We start from the raw sequence: 15,205 nt of genomic DNA on the forward strand, positions 1-15,205 counted from the left end.
ATCCACCGATGTTCTTCACGGTCCCCACGCTGCTGACCTGGGCGCGCATCGCCGCGATCCCGCTGATCATCGGCGTGTACTACCTGCCTCTCGAATGGGGCACACGCAACCTCGCGGCCACCGTGATGTTCGTGTTCTTCGCCGCCACCGACTGGCTCGACGGCTTCCTGGCGCGCAAGCTCAACCAGACCTCGGCCTTCGGCGCCTTCCTCGACCCGGTGGCCGACAAGTTCCTGGTCTGCGCCTCGCTGCTGATCCTGGTGCACCTGGGCCGCGCCGACGTCTTCGTCGCGCTGATCATCATCGGCCGCGAGATCGCGATCTCGGCATTGCGCGAGTGGATGGCACAGATCGGCGCGTCGCGCAGCGTCGCCGTGCACATGCTCGGCAAGCTGAAGACCACGGCGCAGATGGTCGCGATCCCGTTCCTGCTCTACGACGGCCGCGTGTTCGGCCTGGACACGCGTGTCTGGGGCTCGTGGCTGATGTGGATCGCCGCGGTGCTGACGGTCTGGTCGATGGTCTACTACCTGCAGCGTGCGATCCCCGAGATCCGTGCCAAGGTGCGCTGAAGACCGCGCCGGGTGTCGGCGCTTGGACGGCGTCCGGCGCGCCTGAACCATAATCCGCGGCCTTGCCGCTCGCCCGTCCCACGAGGCCGGGCCGGCGACCCGAACGAAACACACGAGGAAAACGACGTGAACAAGACGGATCTGATCGCCCACATCGCCCAGCAGGCGGACCTGTCCAAGGCCTCGGCCACGCGCGCCCTGGAAGCCGCGCTCGAAGGCGTGCAGACCGCGCTGAAGAACGGCGACAGCGTCGCGATCGCCGGCTTCGGCACCTTCGAGGTCTCGGAGCGCGCCGCGCGCACCGGCCGCAACCCGCGCACCGGCGAGGCCATCGAGGTCAAGGCCGCGAAGGTTCCGAAGTTCCGTCCGGGCAAGGCCCTGAAGGACCTGCTCGGCTGAAGTCCAGCCGGGTGCTTAGCTCAGTCGGTAGAGCGGCGCCCTTACAAGGCGTAGGTCGGCGGTTCGAACCCGTCAGCACCCACCAGAAAACGGCCATGGCCGCGGCATAGAATCCCGCGGCTTGCGCCGGCCCCGGAAGGCGAACCGCGGTTCGCCTTCTTTTGCTTCAGGGCTCCGGCTCCCGCCGTCCACGGCCCCCACCCCACACAACGATGTTCGATTTCGTCCGCAACCACTCGCGCCTGGTGCTGGGCATCCTGGTGCTGCTGATCTTCCCGTCGTTCATCTTCTTCGGGGTCCAGGGCTACAGCCGCTTCACCGAAGGCGGCGCGGTGACGGTGGCAGAGGTCGGCGGCCAGGCGATCTCGCGCGCCGAGTGGGACGCCGCCCACCAGAACAACATCGAGCGCCTGCGCCGCCAGCGCCCCGAGCTCGACCCCAAGCTGCTCGAGACCCCCGAACTGAAGCGCGAGACGCTGGACGGCCTGGTGCGTGACCGCGTGCTGATGGCCACCGCGCGCCAGTACCACCTCGTGCCCGACGACGCCCGCCTGCAGCGGCTGTTCGTCACCGACCCGCAGTTCGCCGGCCTGCGCAACCCCGACGGCAGCGTCAACCGCGAGATCCTGGCCGCCCAGGGCATGAGCGTCGAGGCTTTCGAGCAGCAGCTGCGCCAGGAGTTCGGCATGCAGCAAGTGCTGGGCGCCGTGGCCCAGTCCTCGTTCACGCCGCCGGCCGTCGCCGCGACGTCGCTGGACGCGCTGCTGCAGCGCCGCGAGGTCCAGATCCAGCGTTTCGACGCCGCCGCCTACCGTGCCCAGGCGACGCCGGGCGACGCCGACCTGCAGGCCTACTACGAGGCCCATTCGGGCGAGTTCCGCGCGCCCGAGCAGGCGCAGATCGAGTACGTCGTGCTCGACCTGGCCGCGCTCGCCAAGGACGTCGCGGTGCCCGAGGAAGACCTGCGCCGCTACTACGAGGAAAACGCCAGCCGCTACACGCAGGCCGAGGAGCGCCGCGCCAGCCACATCCTGATCCGTGTCGACCCGTCGGCGCCGGCCGACGAGAAGAAGGCCGCCAAGGCGCGTGCCGAGCAGCTGCTGGCCGAGGTGCGCCGGTCGCCGAACTCGTTCGCCGAGGTCGCGCGCAAGAACTCGCAGGACCCGGGCTCCGCGTCGCGCGGCGGTGACCTCGACTTCTTCGGCCGCGGCATGATGGCCAAGCCCTTCGAGGACGCCGTCTACGCGATGAAGACCGGCGAGATCAGCAACGTCATCGAGACCGACTTCGGCTATCACGTCATCACGCTGACCGGCCTGCGCGGCGGCCAGAAGAAGGCCTTCGACACGGTGCGCGCCGAGATCGAGCAGGAGGTTCGCCGCTCGCTGGCGCAGAAGCGCTACGCCGAGGCCGCCGAGACCTTCACGAACACCGTCTACGAGCAGTCCGACAGCCTGCAGCCGGTGATCGACAAGCTGAAGCTGCAGAAGCAGACCGCCACCGTGCTGCGCCAGCCGGTGCCGGGCGCCAGCGGCGCGCTGGCCTCGGCCAAGCTGCTCGACGCCGTGTTCTCCGACGACGTGGTGCGCAACAAGCGCAACACCGACGCCGTCGAGATCGGCCAGAACCAGCTCGTGTCGGCACGCATCGTCACGCACTCGCCGGCGCGCACGCTGCCGCTGGCCGAGGTGCGCGACCAGGTGCGTGAGGCGGTCGTCGCGCAGAAGTCCGCCGCGCTGGCCAAGGCCGAGGGCGCCAAGCGCCTGGAGGCGCTGAAGAAGTCGCCGAACGAGGCGCTGCCGATCTCGCTGACGCTGTCGCGTGCGCAGCCGCAGGGCGCGCCGCGTGCGGTCGTCGACGCCGTGCTGCGTGCCGACACCAAGCAGCTGCCGGCCATCGTCGGTGTCGACCTGGGCAGCCAGGGCTACGCCGTCGTGCGCGTCTCCAAGGTGCTGCAGCGCGAGGCCGATCCGGCCACCGACGCGATGCTGCAGCAGCAGCTCGCCCAGACCTGGGCCACCGCCGAGGCGCTGGCCTACCTGGACGCGCTGAAGCGCCGCACCAAGGCCGAGATCAAGGAAGCGGCAGTTCAGGCTGCGGCCAAGTCGACTACGCCTTGAAACCGGCGCTTTCGCGCTATACTCTCGCTTCTTTGCTGCGGTGGCTGTAGCTCAGTTGGTAGAGTCCCAGATTGTGATTCTGGTCGTCGTGGGTTCGAGTCCCATCAGCCACCCCACCGAATAGAAGACCGAATGCCTGGTTCTCCGGAACCAGGCATTTTTGTTTTGGACGGGGTCAACCGCGCAGGGTTGCCAGCGCGTCGGCCACACGCGGCTCCAGCAAGTCCAGCACGCGTCGTGCTCGCCCGGACAGCGGCCATTCGGCGCGGTGCATCAGCCACAGCGTGTCCACGACCTCAGGCCCGCCGTCGAGTACGCGCACCGTGTCCTGCGAGTTGAAGGCCCGCCGTGCGTAGTGCGGCAGCACCGTGAAGCCCAGCCCGCGTGCCACCGGTTCCAGCAGCAGCCCGATCTGGTTGCTGAAGCCGCGCACCGGCAGGCTGTCCAGCCCCGGATGCTCGGGAAAGCGCCGGCGTAGCAGCCGCGCCGCCATCGCGCGTCCGTCGGGATGGTCGATGAAGCCCAGCCGGGCCAGGTCGTCCCAGCCCTCGACCTTGGCGTCGCGCGGCACGACCAGTTCCAGAGCTTCCTTCAGGAACGGACGCGACACCAGCCGCGCATCGTCGGGCCGCAACGTCAGCAAGCCCAGCTCGTACTGCTGCGCCAGCACCGCTTGGCGCACCTCGTCGTCGGGGGCGAAGCGCTGGCGCACCACCAGCCCCGGGTGCTCGCGTTGCAGGTCCAGCAGCAGCGGGTACAGGAACAGGCCGACGCTGCCCGGGCAGATCAGTCCGAACTCGCCATCAAGGGACTGGCCGTCTTCCAGGCGCTGGCGCAGCCGCCGGTCGGCCTGCTGCAGTTCACGGCAGTAGTCCAGCAGCGCCTTGCCGGCTGGCGTCGCCTCCAGCCGCGGCCGACGCACCAGCAGCGGCCCCAGCCGCGCTTCCAGCTGGCGCACGTGCTGGCTGACGGCGGCCTGGGTCAGGCCCAGGCGCTCGGCCGCCCGCGTGAAGCTGCCCAGTTCGTGGAGTGTCTCGAAGCTCAGCAACCACTGCGGGTTCAGCATAAGAATGCGTTATCAAATTGATAAGGTAGCAGCTGTTTCCATTATGAAGTGGCGCTTCTAGACTGGTGCTATCCCGTTTTCGGCACCGCACCATGATCCCGACGCCTTATCCCCGCAGCTTCTCCCACATCGGTCTGTCGGTGACCGATCTCGATGCCGCCGTGCGTTTCTACACCGAGGTCATGGGCTGGTACCTGATCATGCCGCCGACGACCATCGAGGAAGACGACAGCGCGATCGGCGTGATGTGCACCGACGTCTTCGGTGCCGGCTGGCGCTCGTTCCGCATCGCCCACCTGTCCACCGGCGACCGCGTCGGCGTGGAGATCTTCCAGTTCCGCAACGCCCAGCGTCCGGCCGACAACTTCGAGTACTGGAAGACCGGTGTCTTCCACTTCTGCGTGCAGGACCCGGACGTCGAGGGTCTGGCCGCGCGCATCGTCGCCGCCGGTGGCAAGCAGCGCATGCCGGTGCGCGAGTACTTCCCCGGCGAGAAGCCGTACCGCATGGTCTACATGGAAGACCCGTTCGGCAACATCCTCGAGATCTACAGCCACAGCTACGAGCTGACCTACTCGGCCGGTGCCTACCGCTGACATGAGCCACGACATCGCGGACGCTCGAGTGCCGACGTCCTGGCAGGCCTGGACCTGGCCCGGCCCCTGCGACGCACTGGGCCTGGAGTTGCAATCCGTGCCCGCGCGCGAACCCGCACCGGGCCAGGTCCTGGTGCGCAACGCCGCGATCGGCCTGAACCCGGTCGACTGGAAGGTGCTCGGCGGCCTCGACGGCTGGGTGCCGGGCCAGGTGCCGGGGGTCGACGGTTCCGGGGTCGTGGTCGCCGTCGGCGAGGGCGTCGCGTCCGCCTGGTGCGGCCGCCGCGTCGCCTACCACCAGAGTCTGGCCGGCCCGGGCAGCTTCGCTGCGTACACCCCGGTGGCCGAGCGCGCGCTGCTGCGCCTGCCCGACGGGCTCGATTTCGAGACCGCCGCGGCCTTCCCGTGCCCCGGGCTGACCGCCTGGCAGGCGCTGGCCAAGCTGCCGTCGCGCCCGGGCCGGCTGCTCGTCAGCGGTGCGGGCGGCTCGGTGGGGCATTACCTGGTCGCGCTGGCCCGGCGCGCCGGCCACGAGGTCGACGTGCTGTGCCATGTCCGCCATGCCTGGCGCCTGCTCGCCGCCGGCGTGCGCTGCGCCTACGCCTCGGTGGCGGAGGTGCTGGCTGCGGGCGAGCGCTACGACGCCATCGTCGACACCGTCGGTGCCGCACGTGCCGCCGAACTGGCCGCGCGGCTGCGCGCCAACGGCCACCTGGTCTGCGTGCAGGGCCGCGTCGCCGAGTGGCCGCATCCGCCGTTCGGCCGCGCGGTCTCGCTGCACGAGGTGGCGCTGGGCGCACTGCACCGCGAGGGCGACGACGCCGACTGGGCCGAACTGCGCCGGGCCGGCGAGTCGCTGCTGGCTGAACTCGCCGACGGCCGGCTGCCGCCCGAGCGGCTGCACCACCCGGCGCGTTTCGACGAACTCGCCGTCACGCTCGACGGCCTGCGCCACCGCCGCTTCGACGGCAAGGCTGTCGTCTCCGTCTGATCCCCGTCTTTCACCTTCACCGACTCCCAACTTCCATGTCCGCCCTGTTCTCTGCCTACAAGCTCAAGAGCGTCGAACTCCGCAACCGCATCGCCGTGCCGCCGATGTGCCAGTACAGCGCCGTCGACGGACTGGCCAACGACTGGCACCTGGTGCACTACGCCGGCCTGGCGCGCGGCGGTGCCGGCCTGGTCATCGTCGAGGCCACCGGCGTCTCGCCCGAGGGCCGCATCAGCCCGGCCTGTCTGGGCCTCTGGAACAACGACCAGGCCGAGGTGCTGGCCCAGGTCGCCGGGCTGATCAAGGCCGGCGGCGCGGTGCCCGGCATCCAGATCGGCCATGCCGGCCGCAAGGCCAGTGCCGAACTGCCTTGGCAGGGCGACGGCCACCTGGCCGCCGACGATCCGCGCGCCTGGCCGACGCTGTCGCCCTCGGCGATCGCCTTCGGCGCCAACCTGCCGCGTGTGCCGCGCGAGATGAGCCTGGAGGACATCGCCCGAGTGCAGCACGACTTCGTCAACGCGGCGCAGCGGGCGCTGGCAGCCGGCTTCGAATGGCTGGAGCTGCACTTCGCCCACGGCTACCTCGGGCAGAGCTTCTTCTCGGTGCATGCCAACCGGCGCGAGGACGCCTACGGCGGCGACGCCGTGCGCCGCGGCCGCTTCCTGCTGGAGACGGTGCGCGCGGTGCGCCGCGTCTGGCCCGAGCACCTGCCGCTGACGGCGCGTTTCGGCGTGCTCGAGTTCGACGGCCGCGACGAGGAGACGCTGGCCGAGGCCATCGGCCTGACGCGTGCGATGCGCGAGGAAGGCCTGGACTTCCTGAACGTCAGCATGGGCTTCTCGACGCCCGAGGCGGCGATCCCCTGGGCACCGGGCTTCCTGCTCCCGGTGGCCGAGCGCGTGCGGCGCGAGGCTGGACTGCCGGTGGCGACCTCCTGGTACCTCGACGACCCGGCGCTGGCCGAGCGCGCGGTGGCCGGCGAGCAGGTGGACCTGGTGATGATCGGCCGCGCGCTGCTGGCCAATCCGCACTGGCCGCTGGTCGCGGCGCAGGAACTGGGCCTGGAGCGGCCGTCCGCTGTGCTGCCGCCGCCCTACGCGCACTGGGCCGGGCGCTACCGCAGCAAGCGCTGAACGGCTCTGTTATCGACGCGGTGGATGCTGTGAATCAGAAGATGTGATTTCACTTATGACGGTTCGATCCCGATCATGAAGACATGCCGCCGTCGCGCGGCCTGTCTTCAAACGGAATCGACATGAGTGACATCCTCTGGCCCGCGGGCTACGTCCCGGGCTTCACCGACAACTACTGTTCCAACGAAGTCATCGTCGCCGGCCTCACGGCCGCCGAGGTCTGGCCGCTGCTGGCCACGCCGGCGCACTGGCCCGGCTACTACGCCAACTCGGCGAACCCGCGCTTCTACGACGGCAAGGGCCCGCAGCTCGAAGCGGGCGTGCGCTTCTACTTCGAGACCTTCGGCTTCCCGGTCGAGTCGCAGGTCGTCGAATGCGTGCCGCCGGTGGCGGGCCAGCCGGCGCGTCTGGCCTGGCACGGCTGGGCCGGCGAGCCCGGCGCGGCCGACCGGCTCGACGTGCACCACGCCTGGCTGATCGAGGACCTGTCCGGCGGCCGCGTGCGCATCCTCACCCAGGAGACGCAGAACGGCGAGCCGGCCAAGGCGCTGGCGAAGACCAGGCCGAACCCGATGATCAACGGCCACCAGGACTGGCTGGACGGCCTCGTGGCCGCGGCCTTCGCCGCCCGCGCCTGATCGCCGTCTCGTAGCACGCACGATGAGCGCGACCCTGAAGATCCTGATGATCCTCACCTCCACGGCCGCGATGGGCGACGACGCGCGTCCGACCGGGGTCTGGTTCGAGGAACTGAGCACGCCGTACTACGCCTTCGTCGACGCCGGGGCCGAGGTCGAGATCGCCTCGATCCAGGGCGGCCCGGTGCCGATCGATCCGCATTCGATCCGCGCCAGCGGCAACCCGCCCAGCGTCAGCCGCTTCCTCGCCGACGAGGCGGCGATGCGCAAGCTCGCCACGTCGACGCGGATCGACGGCCGCTTCGCCGTCGACGGCTATTCGGCCGTCTTCCTGCCCGGCGGCCACGGCACGATGTGGGACCTGCCGGCGAGCACCGACCTGGCCGGCCTGCTGTCGCGCGCCTGGGCCCAGGGCAAGGTGCTGGCCGCCGTCTGCCACGGCCCGGCCGGGCTGCTCAACGTGAAGGACGTCGACGGCCGGCCGCTGGTGGCCGGGCGCCACGTCGCGGCCTTCACCAACACCGAGGAAGAGGCTGCCGGCCTGACCCGCACGGTGCCCTTCCTGCTGGAGACGCGGCTGCGCGAGCTCGGCGCCGTGCACGAGCGCGGGCCGGACTTCGCCCCGTTCGCGCGCCGCGACGGCCGCCTGGTCACCGGCCAGAACCCGGCCTCGTCCGAGGCTGCCGCCCGATTGACACTGGAGGCCGTCGGCGCTGCCGCGGCAGCCCGCTGAAAGGAGCCGACGATGTCCCGCATTGCTTTCCTCGGTCTCGGCGCGATGGGCAGCCGCATGGCGGCCCGGCTGCTGCAGGCCGGTCACGAGCTGACGGTCTGGAACCGCACCGGCGCCGCAGCGCTGCCGCTGGTCGAACAGGGCGCGCGCCAGGCCGACACGCCGCGTGCGACGGTGGCCGGCGCGGAGTTCGTCTTCTCGATGCTGCGCGACGACACGGCCTCGCGCACCGTCTGGTGCGACCCGCAGGACGGCGCGCTGGCCGGCATGACCGCCGGCAGCGTCGCGGTCGAGAGCTCGACCTTGTCACCCGGCTGGGTGCAGGAACTCGAGCGCCACACGCGCGCGGCCGGCGTGCACCTGCTGGAGGCGCCGGTCTCGGGCTCGCGCCCTGCGGCCGAGACCGGCCAGCTGGTGTACCTGACGGGCGGTGAAGCCGCCGTGCACGGCCGGGTGCTGCCGCTTCTGCAGCGGCTCGGCGCTGCGGCGCACCACCTGGGGCCGGTGGGCAGCGCGGCGCACGCCAAGCTGGCGACCAACGCCCTGCTGGGCGTGCACGTCGCGACGCTGGCCGAGCTGATCGGCCTGCTGCAGCGCCACGGTGTCGACGTCCCCGCCGTGCTGCGCGCGATCGCCGGCACCTCGGTCTGGGCGCCGGTCGACCACTACCTGTCCGGCACGATGATGGCGGGCGACTTCCGGCCGCAGTTCCCGGTCGAGCTGATCGCCAAGGACTTCGGCTACACGGTGGACGCGGCCGGCGGTGTCGGCCAGGCGCCGGTCACGGCAGCGGCGCTGGAGGTCTTCCGGCGCGGGGTCGCCGAAGGGCTGGGCGCCGACAACATGACCGGCGTCGTGCAGCTCTACACCCGCTGAGACGCGCCGTCCCCGGGGGCCACGCATGAGCGCAGCAGCTCGCGCGCCCAGCGCTGCCCCGGGTCCTCGTGGGTGCGGGCGTGCCAGGCCAGGATCTTCGTGAAACCGGGCACCGCCAGCGGCGGCTCGGCGACGTGCAGGCCGCCGGTGTCCGCCAGCAGCCTGCGCGGCACCAGGGCGACGATGTCGCTGGTGCGCACCAGGTCCAGCAGCATCACGAAGCTTGGAACCGAGACGACGACGCGGCGGCTGCGTCCCAGTGCCGCCAACGCCTGGTCGGTGGCGCCGCTGAAGCCGCCACCCTGAAGCGAGACGATGCCGTGGTCCAGCGCGCAGAAGCAGTCCAGGTCGAACGCGCCGGCGGCCGCCGGGTGGCCCGCGCGCATTACGCCGACGTAGGTCTCGTCGAAGAGGTGGCGGCTGTGCAATTCGGGCGGCGTGCTCTGCGGCGTCAGCAGCGCCATGTCGAGCTCGCCGCGTTCCATGCGCTCGAGCAGCGTCGACTCGTCCATCGCGAGCACCGCCACGCGAACGCCCGGCGCCAGCGGCCGCAAGGCGGCGACGAAGGGCACGACGACGGCGCGCAGCGCGTAGTCGGTGACGGACAGCGTCAGCGTGAACTCGGCCTGCGCCGGGTCGAACGCCGCCGGCGTGAGCAACTGCTCGATCTCGGCAAGCACACGCTTGACCGGGGCGGCGAGTTCCAGCGCGCGTTCGGTGGGCGCGACGCCGCGTTGCGTGCGCACGAACAGCGGGTCGCCGAAAGCGTCGCGCAGGCGGTTGAGCGTGGCACTGACCGCCGGCTGGCTGAGCGCCAGCCGCGACGCGGCACGAGTCACGCTGCGCTCGTCCATCAGCGCATCGAAGGCCTTCAGCAGGTTGAGGTCGACGTTTCGCAGTTGCATGAGGGGAGCGGGCGACTCGCGGCGCATTGTGCCGCCGGCCCGCAAAGGAGGGGCGCGCCGGCGGCAGTCGACGGCCTGTCCACATTTGTTGCACTTTTGTGAGATCAACTCTCATTCTCATCCCGGGGCCAGCCAGCCGCCAGTCGCCACCCGGGGCGGACTCGTATCCCAACACGATGTTTACGCGGGGCGGGTCGGATCGAGCCCGGCGCAGCCGGCCCCGGCCAGGCTCCATGGCTCGGGCGCCCGTGCGCTCCAGGCGCGGCCCGGCCTGCGCCCGCCGGAGCCCATGAACCCGCTACGTCTCTGGTCCCGTGTCGAAGGCCACCGCCGCCTGAACGTCGCCGTGCGCTGCCTGCTGGCGGTGCCCGGTGCCTATCTCGTCGGCTCGCTGTTCGGCGCCGTGCTCGCGCGCCAGCTGCCGATGAAGCCGGTCGACGCTTCTATGGCCGCGGTGCTGGCGACGATCGTCGCCGTGCCGCTGCTGTCGATGTGGGCCGTCGGCGCCGCGACTGCGGCCCGCGCCACCGTCTCGATGGTCGCCCTGGCGCTGGTGCTGGGCGGCTGGTCGCTGCTCGTCTGAGGACACGCCGATGGCCCTGAAGTTCGACGAGTCGCGCGCCGTGCGCAAGTCCATGTCCTGGCTGCACACCTGGAGCGGCCTGCTTTGCGGCTGGCTGCTGTTCGCGGTGTTCGTGACCGGCACGCTGGCCTATTTCCGCACCGAGATCACCGTCTGGATGCAGCCCGAGGCGCAGGTGGCGCGTGCCGACGACCAGGCGTTGGGCGTGGCGCTGGCGCGGCTGCAGCAGGTGGGCGCCGGGGCGCGCAACTGGGGCATCGAGCTGCCGCAGCCGCGCTCGCCGCTGCTGCAGATCAGCTGGTCCAACTCCGACCGCCGCGGCGACGGCAAGCGCGAGGTGCTGGACCCGTCAAGCGGCCAGCCGCTGGCGGTGCGCGAGACCGCCGGCGGGCGTTTCCTGTACGACTTCCACTACCAGCTTCACGGCCTGGAGCGCGGCACCGGCCGGCTGATCACCGGCGTCTGCGCCTTCGTGATGCTGCTTGCGGTGCTGACCGGCATCGTCGTGCACAAGAACATCTTCAAGGACTTCTTCACCTTCCGTCCCGGCAAGGGGCAGCGCTCTTGGCTGGACGCGCACAACGTCTGCAGCGTGATGGCGCTGCCGTTCTTCCTGATGATCAGCGCCTCGGGCGTGATGCTGGTGGCCAACAACGTGCTGCCGGTGGTCACCGGCGCGGCCTACGGCGGTGACCCGCAGGGAATGATGGCCGACATGCGCGGGCGGCGCCCGGGCGTGGCACCGGGTCAAGCTGGCCAGGGCATGGCGCCGGGTCGCGGCGGTGCGGCGATGGCGCCAGGTCAGAGTGTGCCGGGCGGAGGGCGTCCCGAGGCGTCGGCCCGCGGCGGCGTTGGCGAACGCGGCGGCACGGGGCGTGGTGAGCGGGGTGATCGTGGCGGCGACGCCGGCCGGGTGGCCGCGCCGCCGGCCGAGGCTGCGCCGCTGGTCGACATCGTGGCCCTGCGCGAGGACGCCGCGCGGCGCTGGGGCGGCCGGGGCGTCGCCTCGCTCACGATCCGCCAGCCGGGCACGGCGCAGGCGGTGGTGGAGTTCCGCAGCGTCGGCGGCGAACTGCTGAGCAACCGCGGCATGCCGCAGACGCTGCGCTACAGCGGCGTCACCGGCGTACCGCTGGAGCAGACGCCGGCGCCGCAGTCCGGGCCGCGCAAGGCCTTCGCGGTGCTCGAGGCCATGCACCTGGGCGTCTTCGGCCTGCCGTTCGAACGCTGGCTGCTGTTCGTGTCGGGCGTGCTCGGCTCGCTGATGATCGCCACCGGCCTGTCGATGTGGCTCGTCGCGCGCCAGCGGGACCGGCTCGCCGTCGAGCACCGGCATGCCGGCCACCGCATCGTCGAGACGCTCAACGTCGCGGCGATGGGCGGCGTGCTGCTGGCCGTCTGCGCCTACTTCTGGGCCAACCGGCTGGTGCCCGCGGGCCTGGAGGATCGCCAGCTGTGGGAGATCCGGGCCTTCTTCGGCGTCTGGCTGCTGGCGCTGCTGCACGCCGCGCTGCGGCCGCACAAGACGGCCTGGGTCGAGCAGCTCGCCGCCGCCGGCGTGCTGGCCGCGCTGCTGCCGGTGCTCAACGCGCTGACCGGCGGCGCCCACCTTTTCGTGGCCTGGACGCGCGGCCTTGCCGGCATCGCCGCCTTCGACCTGATGGCACTGGTGCTGGGCCTGTCGCTGCTGTGGGCGGCCCGTGCCGTGCGGCGCCACGCACCGCGGCCGCGGGCGGCGGTGGCCGCCTCGTCACCCGCGAAGCCGCAACTGCAAGAGCTGCAAGGAGTGACGCCGTGAGCGCCGTCGCGAACATCGCACAGGTTCTGTTGACCCTCGTCGGCTTCGTGCTGCTGTGCGCAAGCAGTGCGCGCAACGAGCAGACGATCCACGGCCGCGAACTCGAGCCCGGCACGCGGCGCACGCTGCGCCTGGCAGGTACCGCTGTGCTGTTGCTGGCGCTGGCCTGGCTGGTGCACGCCCGTGGCAGCGGCGTCGGCTTCACCGTCTGGTGCCTGCTGCTGAGCGTCGCGTCTGTGCTCGTGGTGCTGACGAACACCTACCGGCCAGGCTGGCTGGGCCTGCTGCTGCGCCGAGGCGCCTGAACGAACCAATTCCGAGGGCGCGGCCTTCGGCGCTGCGCCGTTCCATTTCTCGACACCACGACGGTACCGCACGAGGAGAGACACGCGCCAAAGAAGAAACGATTCGCATTCGCGCGGATATCGCCGAGCAGGCGATACCGCAGGGCGTCGCGACCCGAGGTCAGCGCCACGCCCGAGCTGATTTGACTTGCCCGAAGGGACGGGCCCCAGGAGGAATAAAAATGTCCGCACTCATCCAGAACGCGCCCTCGCGCTTCGCCGTCAAACGTTCCGTCTCCGCCGTCAGCCTCGCGCTGCTGGCCATGCCTCTGGCCGCGCAGCAGGCGCAGGACGCCGGCACGCTCAAGGAGGTCCGTGCCGTCGCCACGGCCGAGGAGGAGCTCCGGCAGTCGCTGGGCGTGTCGGTGATCACCGACGAGGATCTGGCGCGCAAGCCGCCGGCCAACGATCTGGCCGACATCCTGCGCACGCAGCCGGGTGTCAACCTCACCGGCAACAGCGCCTCCGGCGCCTATGGCAACCAGCGCCAGATCGACCTGCGTGGCATGGGTCCGGAGAACACCCTGATCCTCGTCGACGGCAAGCCCGTGATGTCGCGCACCGGCACGCAGATGCGGCGCAACGGCGAGCGCGACACCGGCGGCGACACCAACTGGGTGCCGGTCGACCAGATCGAGCGCATCGAGGTCATCCGCGGTCCGGCGGCGGCGCGCTACGGCTCGGGCGCCGCCGGCGGCGTCATCAACATCATCACCAAGAAGCCGGCGCAGACCTTCGGCGGCTCGATCACGGCCTACAAGAGCGTGGTCGACGATGGCGGCAACACCAAGCGCCTGGGCTTCAGCGTCAACGGCCCGATCAGCGAGAACCTGTCGTTCCGCGTCTACGGCAATGTCGCCAAGACCGACGAGGACTCGGCGACCGTCAACACCGACGAAGACGGCAACTTCCTCGCCGCCGGTCGCGAAGGCCGGCGCAACCGTGACGTCAACGGCCTGCTGCGCTGGCAGGCCACGCCCGACCAGGTGTTCGAGTTCGAGTCCGGTTTCAGCCGCCAGGGCAACATCTACACCGGCGAGAGCGTCACCGGCGTCAACCCGACCGAGGAACTGATCGGTGACGAGGTGCGCCGCGTCTACCGCCAGACCGCCGCCGTGACGCACAAGGCCCGGTGGGGCGATCTGGGCGACTCGCGCATCGTGCTCCAGTACGAGGACACGCGCACCGCCAACTGCCGCAAGGGCTCGGTCGGCGGCACCGAGGGCAACTGCTCGACGCCGGTGAGCAGCGTCACCTCCGATCTGCGCGACTGGTTCCTCAACGCCGAACTGCACACGCCGCTGACGATCGGCGAGCAGCGCCAGGTACTGACGACCGGGTTCGAGTACCGCTCGGAGCGCCTGGACGACCCGAACGCGATCCAGACGACCTCAGGCACGCTGGGCGACCCGGCGGCCGCTGCCTACCGGGTGATGGAGGCCAAGACGGCCGCCTTCTACGTCGAGGACAACATCGGCATCGGCCAGTCGCTGGTGCTGACCCCGGGCCTGCGCCTGGACCACCATGACCAGTTCGGCAACAACTGGAGCCCGAGCCTGAACGCCAGCTTCGAGCTGTCGCCGCAGTGGATGCTCAAGGGCGGCATCGCGCGCGTCTTCAAGGCGCCCAACCTCTACCAGACCAACCCGTACTACTACTGGCAGAGCATGGGCGGCGGCTGCCCCTCGGGTTTCAACCCGTGCCAGATCCGCGGCAACGAGAACCTCGACGCCGAGATCAGCGTGAACAAGGAGATCGGTGTCGCCTGGGCGCCCGACGACGGCTGGGACGCGAGCCTCACCTACTTCCGCAACGACTACAAGAACAAGATCGGCACCGCGCTGGGCGCCGTGGAGTCGACGCAGATCGGCACCTACTGGGTGACGCAGTGGCTCAACCTCGGGCCGGCGCTGGTCCACGGCCTGGAAGGCAGTCTCAGCGTGCCGCTGATGGGGCCCAAGGGGCGTGACCTGAAGCTGGTCAACAACGTCACCTGGATGTTCAGCAACAAGAGCAAGGACACCGATCAGCCGATCTCCATCATCCCGAAGTACACGCTCAACAGCACCCTGGACTGGCGCGCCAACGACCAGTTCTCGGCGCAGCTGATCGGCACCTTCTACGGGCGGCAGGCGCCGCGCACCGTCAACCAGAAGAACGACCCGGCGACGGCCGCGGGGTTGAAGGAGCAGGGCTCGTACTCGCTGTTCGAGATCAATGGCAGCTACGCCTTCGACAAGCACCAGCGCGTGTCCTTTGGCGTGACCAACCTGTTCGACAAGATCATCACGCGCGAGTCCAGCAGCACCGACAACGCCGGCGCGGCGACCTACAACGAGCCGGGGCGCGGCTTCTACGTCAGCTACTCGGCGAAGTTCTGAGCCCCGCCGCGGCAGCCTCGCGGCCTACCGAGACCATGCCGGCGGGGCAGCGCTCCGCCGGCTTTTT

General features: G+C 70.6%; 14 protein-coding genes, 2 tRNA genes and 1 pseudogene. 15 read left to right on the forward strand and 2 right to left on the reverse strand.

All coding sequences use genetic code 11. The features are described 5' to 3' along the window. The first annotated feature begins 8 nt into the window (after positions 1 to 8). The 5 genes and pseudogenes from pgsA (at position 9) to LOC65_RS04950 (ending at position 3,207) form a co-directional block, all read left to right on the forward strand. A complete protein-coding gene (gene pgsA / locus LOC65_RS04930; RefSeq protein WP_009855334.1) occupies positions 9 to 572 on the forward strand; it encodes a CDP-diacylglycerol--glycerol-3-phosphate 3-phosphatidyltransferase in 564 nt (187 codons plus the stop codon). Between the two features lie 111 nt (positions 573 to 683). Continuing rightward, positions 684 to 971, forward strand: a pseudogene (locus LOC65_RS04935) (HU family DNA-binding protein); the annotation flags it as partial. 9 nt (positions 972 to 980) lie between these two features. After that, positions 981 to 1,056: transfer RNA gene (locus LOC65_RS04940), tRNA-Val, on the forward strand. Positions 1,057 to 1,183: 127 nt separating this feature from the next. Further along, positions 1,184 to 3,091 (forward strand): SurA N-terminal domain-containing protein, encoded by a 1,908-nt coding sequence (locus LOC65_RS04945; RefSeq protein ID WP_230246816.1) that lies wholly within the window; start codon positions 1,184 to 1,186, stop codon positions 3,089 to 3,091. A gap of 40 nt (positions 3,092 to 3,131) precedes the next feature. Continuing rightward, positions 3,132 to 3,207: transfer RNA gene (locus tag LOC65_RS04950), tRNA-His, on the forward strand. Positions 3,208 to 3,266: 59 nt separating this feature from the next. On the opposite strand, the gene LOC65_RS04955 is transcribed toward LOC65_RS04950, so the two are convergent. Beyond that, complete coding sequence (locus LOC65_RS04955; protein ID WP_230246817.1) at positions 3,267 to 4,157, reverse strand: LysR family transcriptional regulator; 891 nt, start codon at positions 4,155 to 4,157, stop codon at positions 3,267 to 3,269. A gap of 92 nt (positions 4,158 to 4,249) precedes the next feature. Here LOC65_RS04955 and LOC65_RS04960 point away from each other — a divergent pair, with 92 nt between their 5' ends. From LOC65_RS04960 to LOC65_RS04985, 6 genes are all read left to right on the forward strand, one after another. Continuing rightward, positions 4,250 to 4,753 carry a lactoylglutathione lyase family protein gene (locus LOC65_RS04960; RefSeq protein ID WP_230246818.1) on the forward strand — a complete coding sequence of 168 codons (504 nt, stop codon included), beginning with the start codon at positions 4,250 to 4,252 and terminating at the stop codon, positions 4,751 to 4,753. Position 4,754: 1 nt separating this feature from the next. Further along, complete coding sequence (locus tag LOC65_RS04965; RefSeq protein WP_230246819.1) at positions 4,755 to 5,744, forward strand: alcohol dehydrogenase catalytic domain-containing protein; 990 nt, start codon at positions 4,755 to 4,757, stop codon at positions 5,742 to 5,744. Positions 5,745 to 5,779: 35 nt separating this feature from the next. Continuing rightward, positions 5,780 to 6,880: an NADH:flavin oxidoreductase/NADH oxidase gene (locus LOC65_RS04970; protein ID WP_230246820.1), complete on the forward strand. Its 1,101-nt coding sequence runs from the start codon at positions 5,780 to 5,782 to the stop codon at positions 6,878 to 6,880. 122 nt (positions 6,881 to 7,002) lie between these two features. Then, positions 7,003 to 7,518: an SRPBCC domain-containing protein gene (locus tag LOC65_RS04975; RefSeq protein WP_230246821.1), complete on the forward strand. Its 516-nt coding sequence runs from the start codon at positions 7,003 to 7,005 to the stop codon at positions 7,516 to 7,518. A 22-nt stretch (positions 7,519 to 7,540) separates the two neighbouring features. After that, on the forward strand, positions 7,541 to 8,251 hold the full coding sequence (locus LOC65_RS04980; RefSeq protein WP_230246822.1) for a type 1 glutamine amidotransferase domain-containing protein: 711 nt from the start codon (positions 7,541 to 7,543) through the stop codon (positions 8,249 to 8,251). A gap of 12 nt (positions 8,252 to 8,263) precedes the next feature. Continuing rightward, the gene (locus LOC65_RS04985) at positions 8,264 to 9,127 is read left to right on the forward strand and encodes an NAD(P)-dependent oxidoreductase (RefSeq protein ID WP_230246823.1); all 864 of its coding nucleotides are present in this window, start codon (positions 8,264 to 8,266) and stop codon (positions 9,125 to 9,127) included. Here LOC65_RS04985 and LOC65_RS04990 read toward each other — a convergent pair. Next, entirely contained in the window at positions 9,115 to 10,032 is a 918-nt protein-coding gene (locus LOC65_RS04990; RefSeq protein ID WP_230246824.1) for a LysR family transcriptional regulator, read from the reverse strand. The genes LOC65_RS04985 and LOC65_RS04990 overlap by 13 nt on opposite strands. A gap of 289 nt (positions 10,033 to 10,321) precedes the next feature. Between LOC65_RS04990 and LOC65_RS04995 the strand changes: the two genes are divergently transcribed. From LOC65_RS04995 to LOC65_RS05010, 4 genes are all read left to right on the forward strand, one after another. Beyond that, a complete protein-coding gene (locus LOC65_RS04995) occupies positions 10,322 to 10,615 on the forward strand; it encodes a hypothetical protein (protein WP_230246825.1) in 294 nt (97 codons plus the stop codon). Positions 10,616 to 10,625: 10 nt separating this feature from the next. After that, on the forward strand, positions 10,626 to 12,413 hold the full coding sequence (locus LOC65_RS05000) for a PepSY domain-containing protein (RefSeq protein WP_230246826.1): 1,788 nt from the start codon (positions 10,626 to 10,628) through the stop codon (positions 12,411 to 12,413). Beyond that, a complete protein-coding gene (locus LOC65_RS05005; protein ID WP_230246827.1) occupies positions 12,410 to 12,718 on the forward strand; it encodes a DUF3325 domain-containing protein in 309 nt (102 codons plus the stop codon). Before LOC65_RS05000 ends, LOC65_RS05005 begins: the two co-directional genes overlap by 4 nt. A 221-nt stretch (positions 12,719 to 12,939) precedes the next feature. After that, positions 12,940 to 15,138 carry a FepA family TonB-dependent siderophore receptor gene (locus tag LOC65_RS05010; RefSeq protein WP_230246828.1) on the forward strand — a complete coding sequence of 733 codons (2,199 nt, stop codon included), beginning with the start codon at positions 12,940 to 12,942 and terminating at the stop codon, positions 15,136 to 15,138. Positions 15,139 to 15,205: the final 67 nt, after the last annotated feature.

Source organism: Rubrivivax sp. JA1055, assembly GCF_020966565.1.
Classification (GTDB): Bacteria; Pseudomonadota; Gammaproteobacteria; order Burkholderiales; family Burkholderiaceae_C; genus Rubrivivax; species Rubrivivax benzoatilyticus.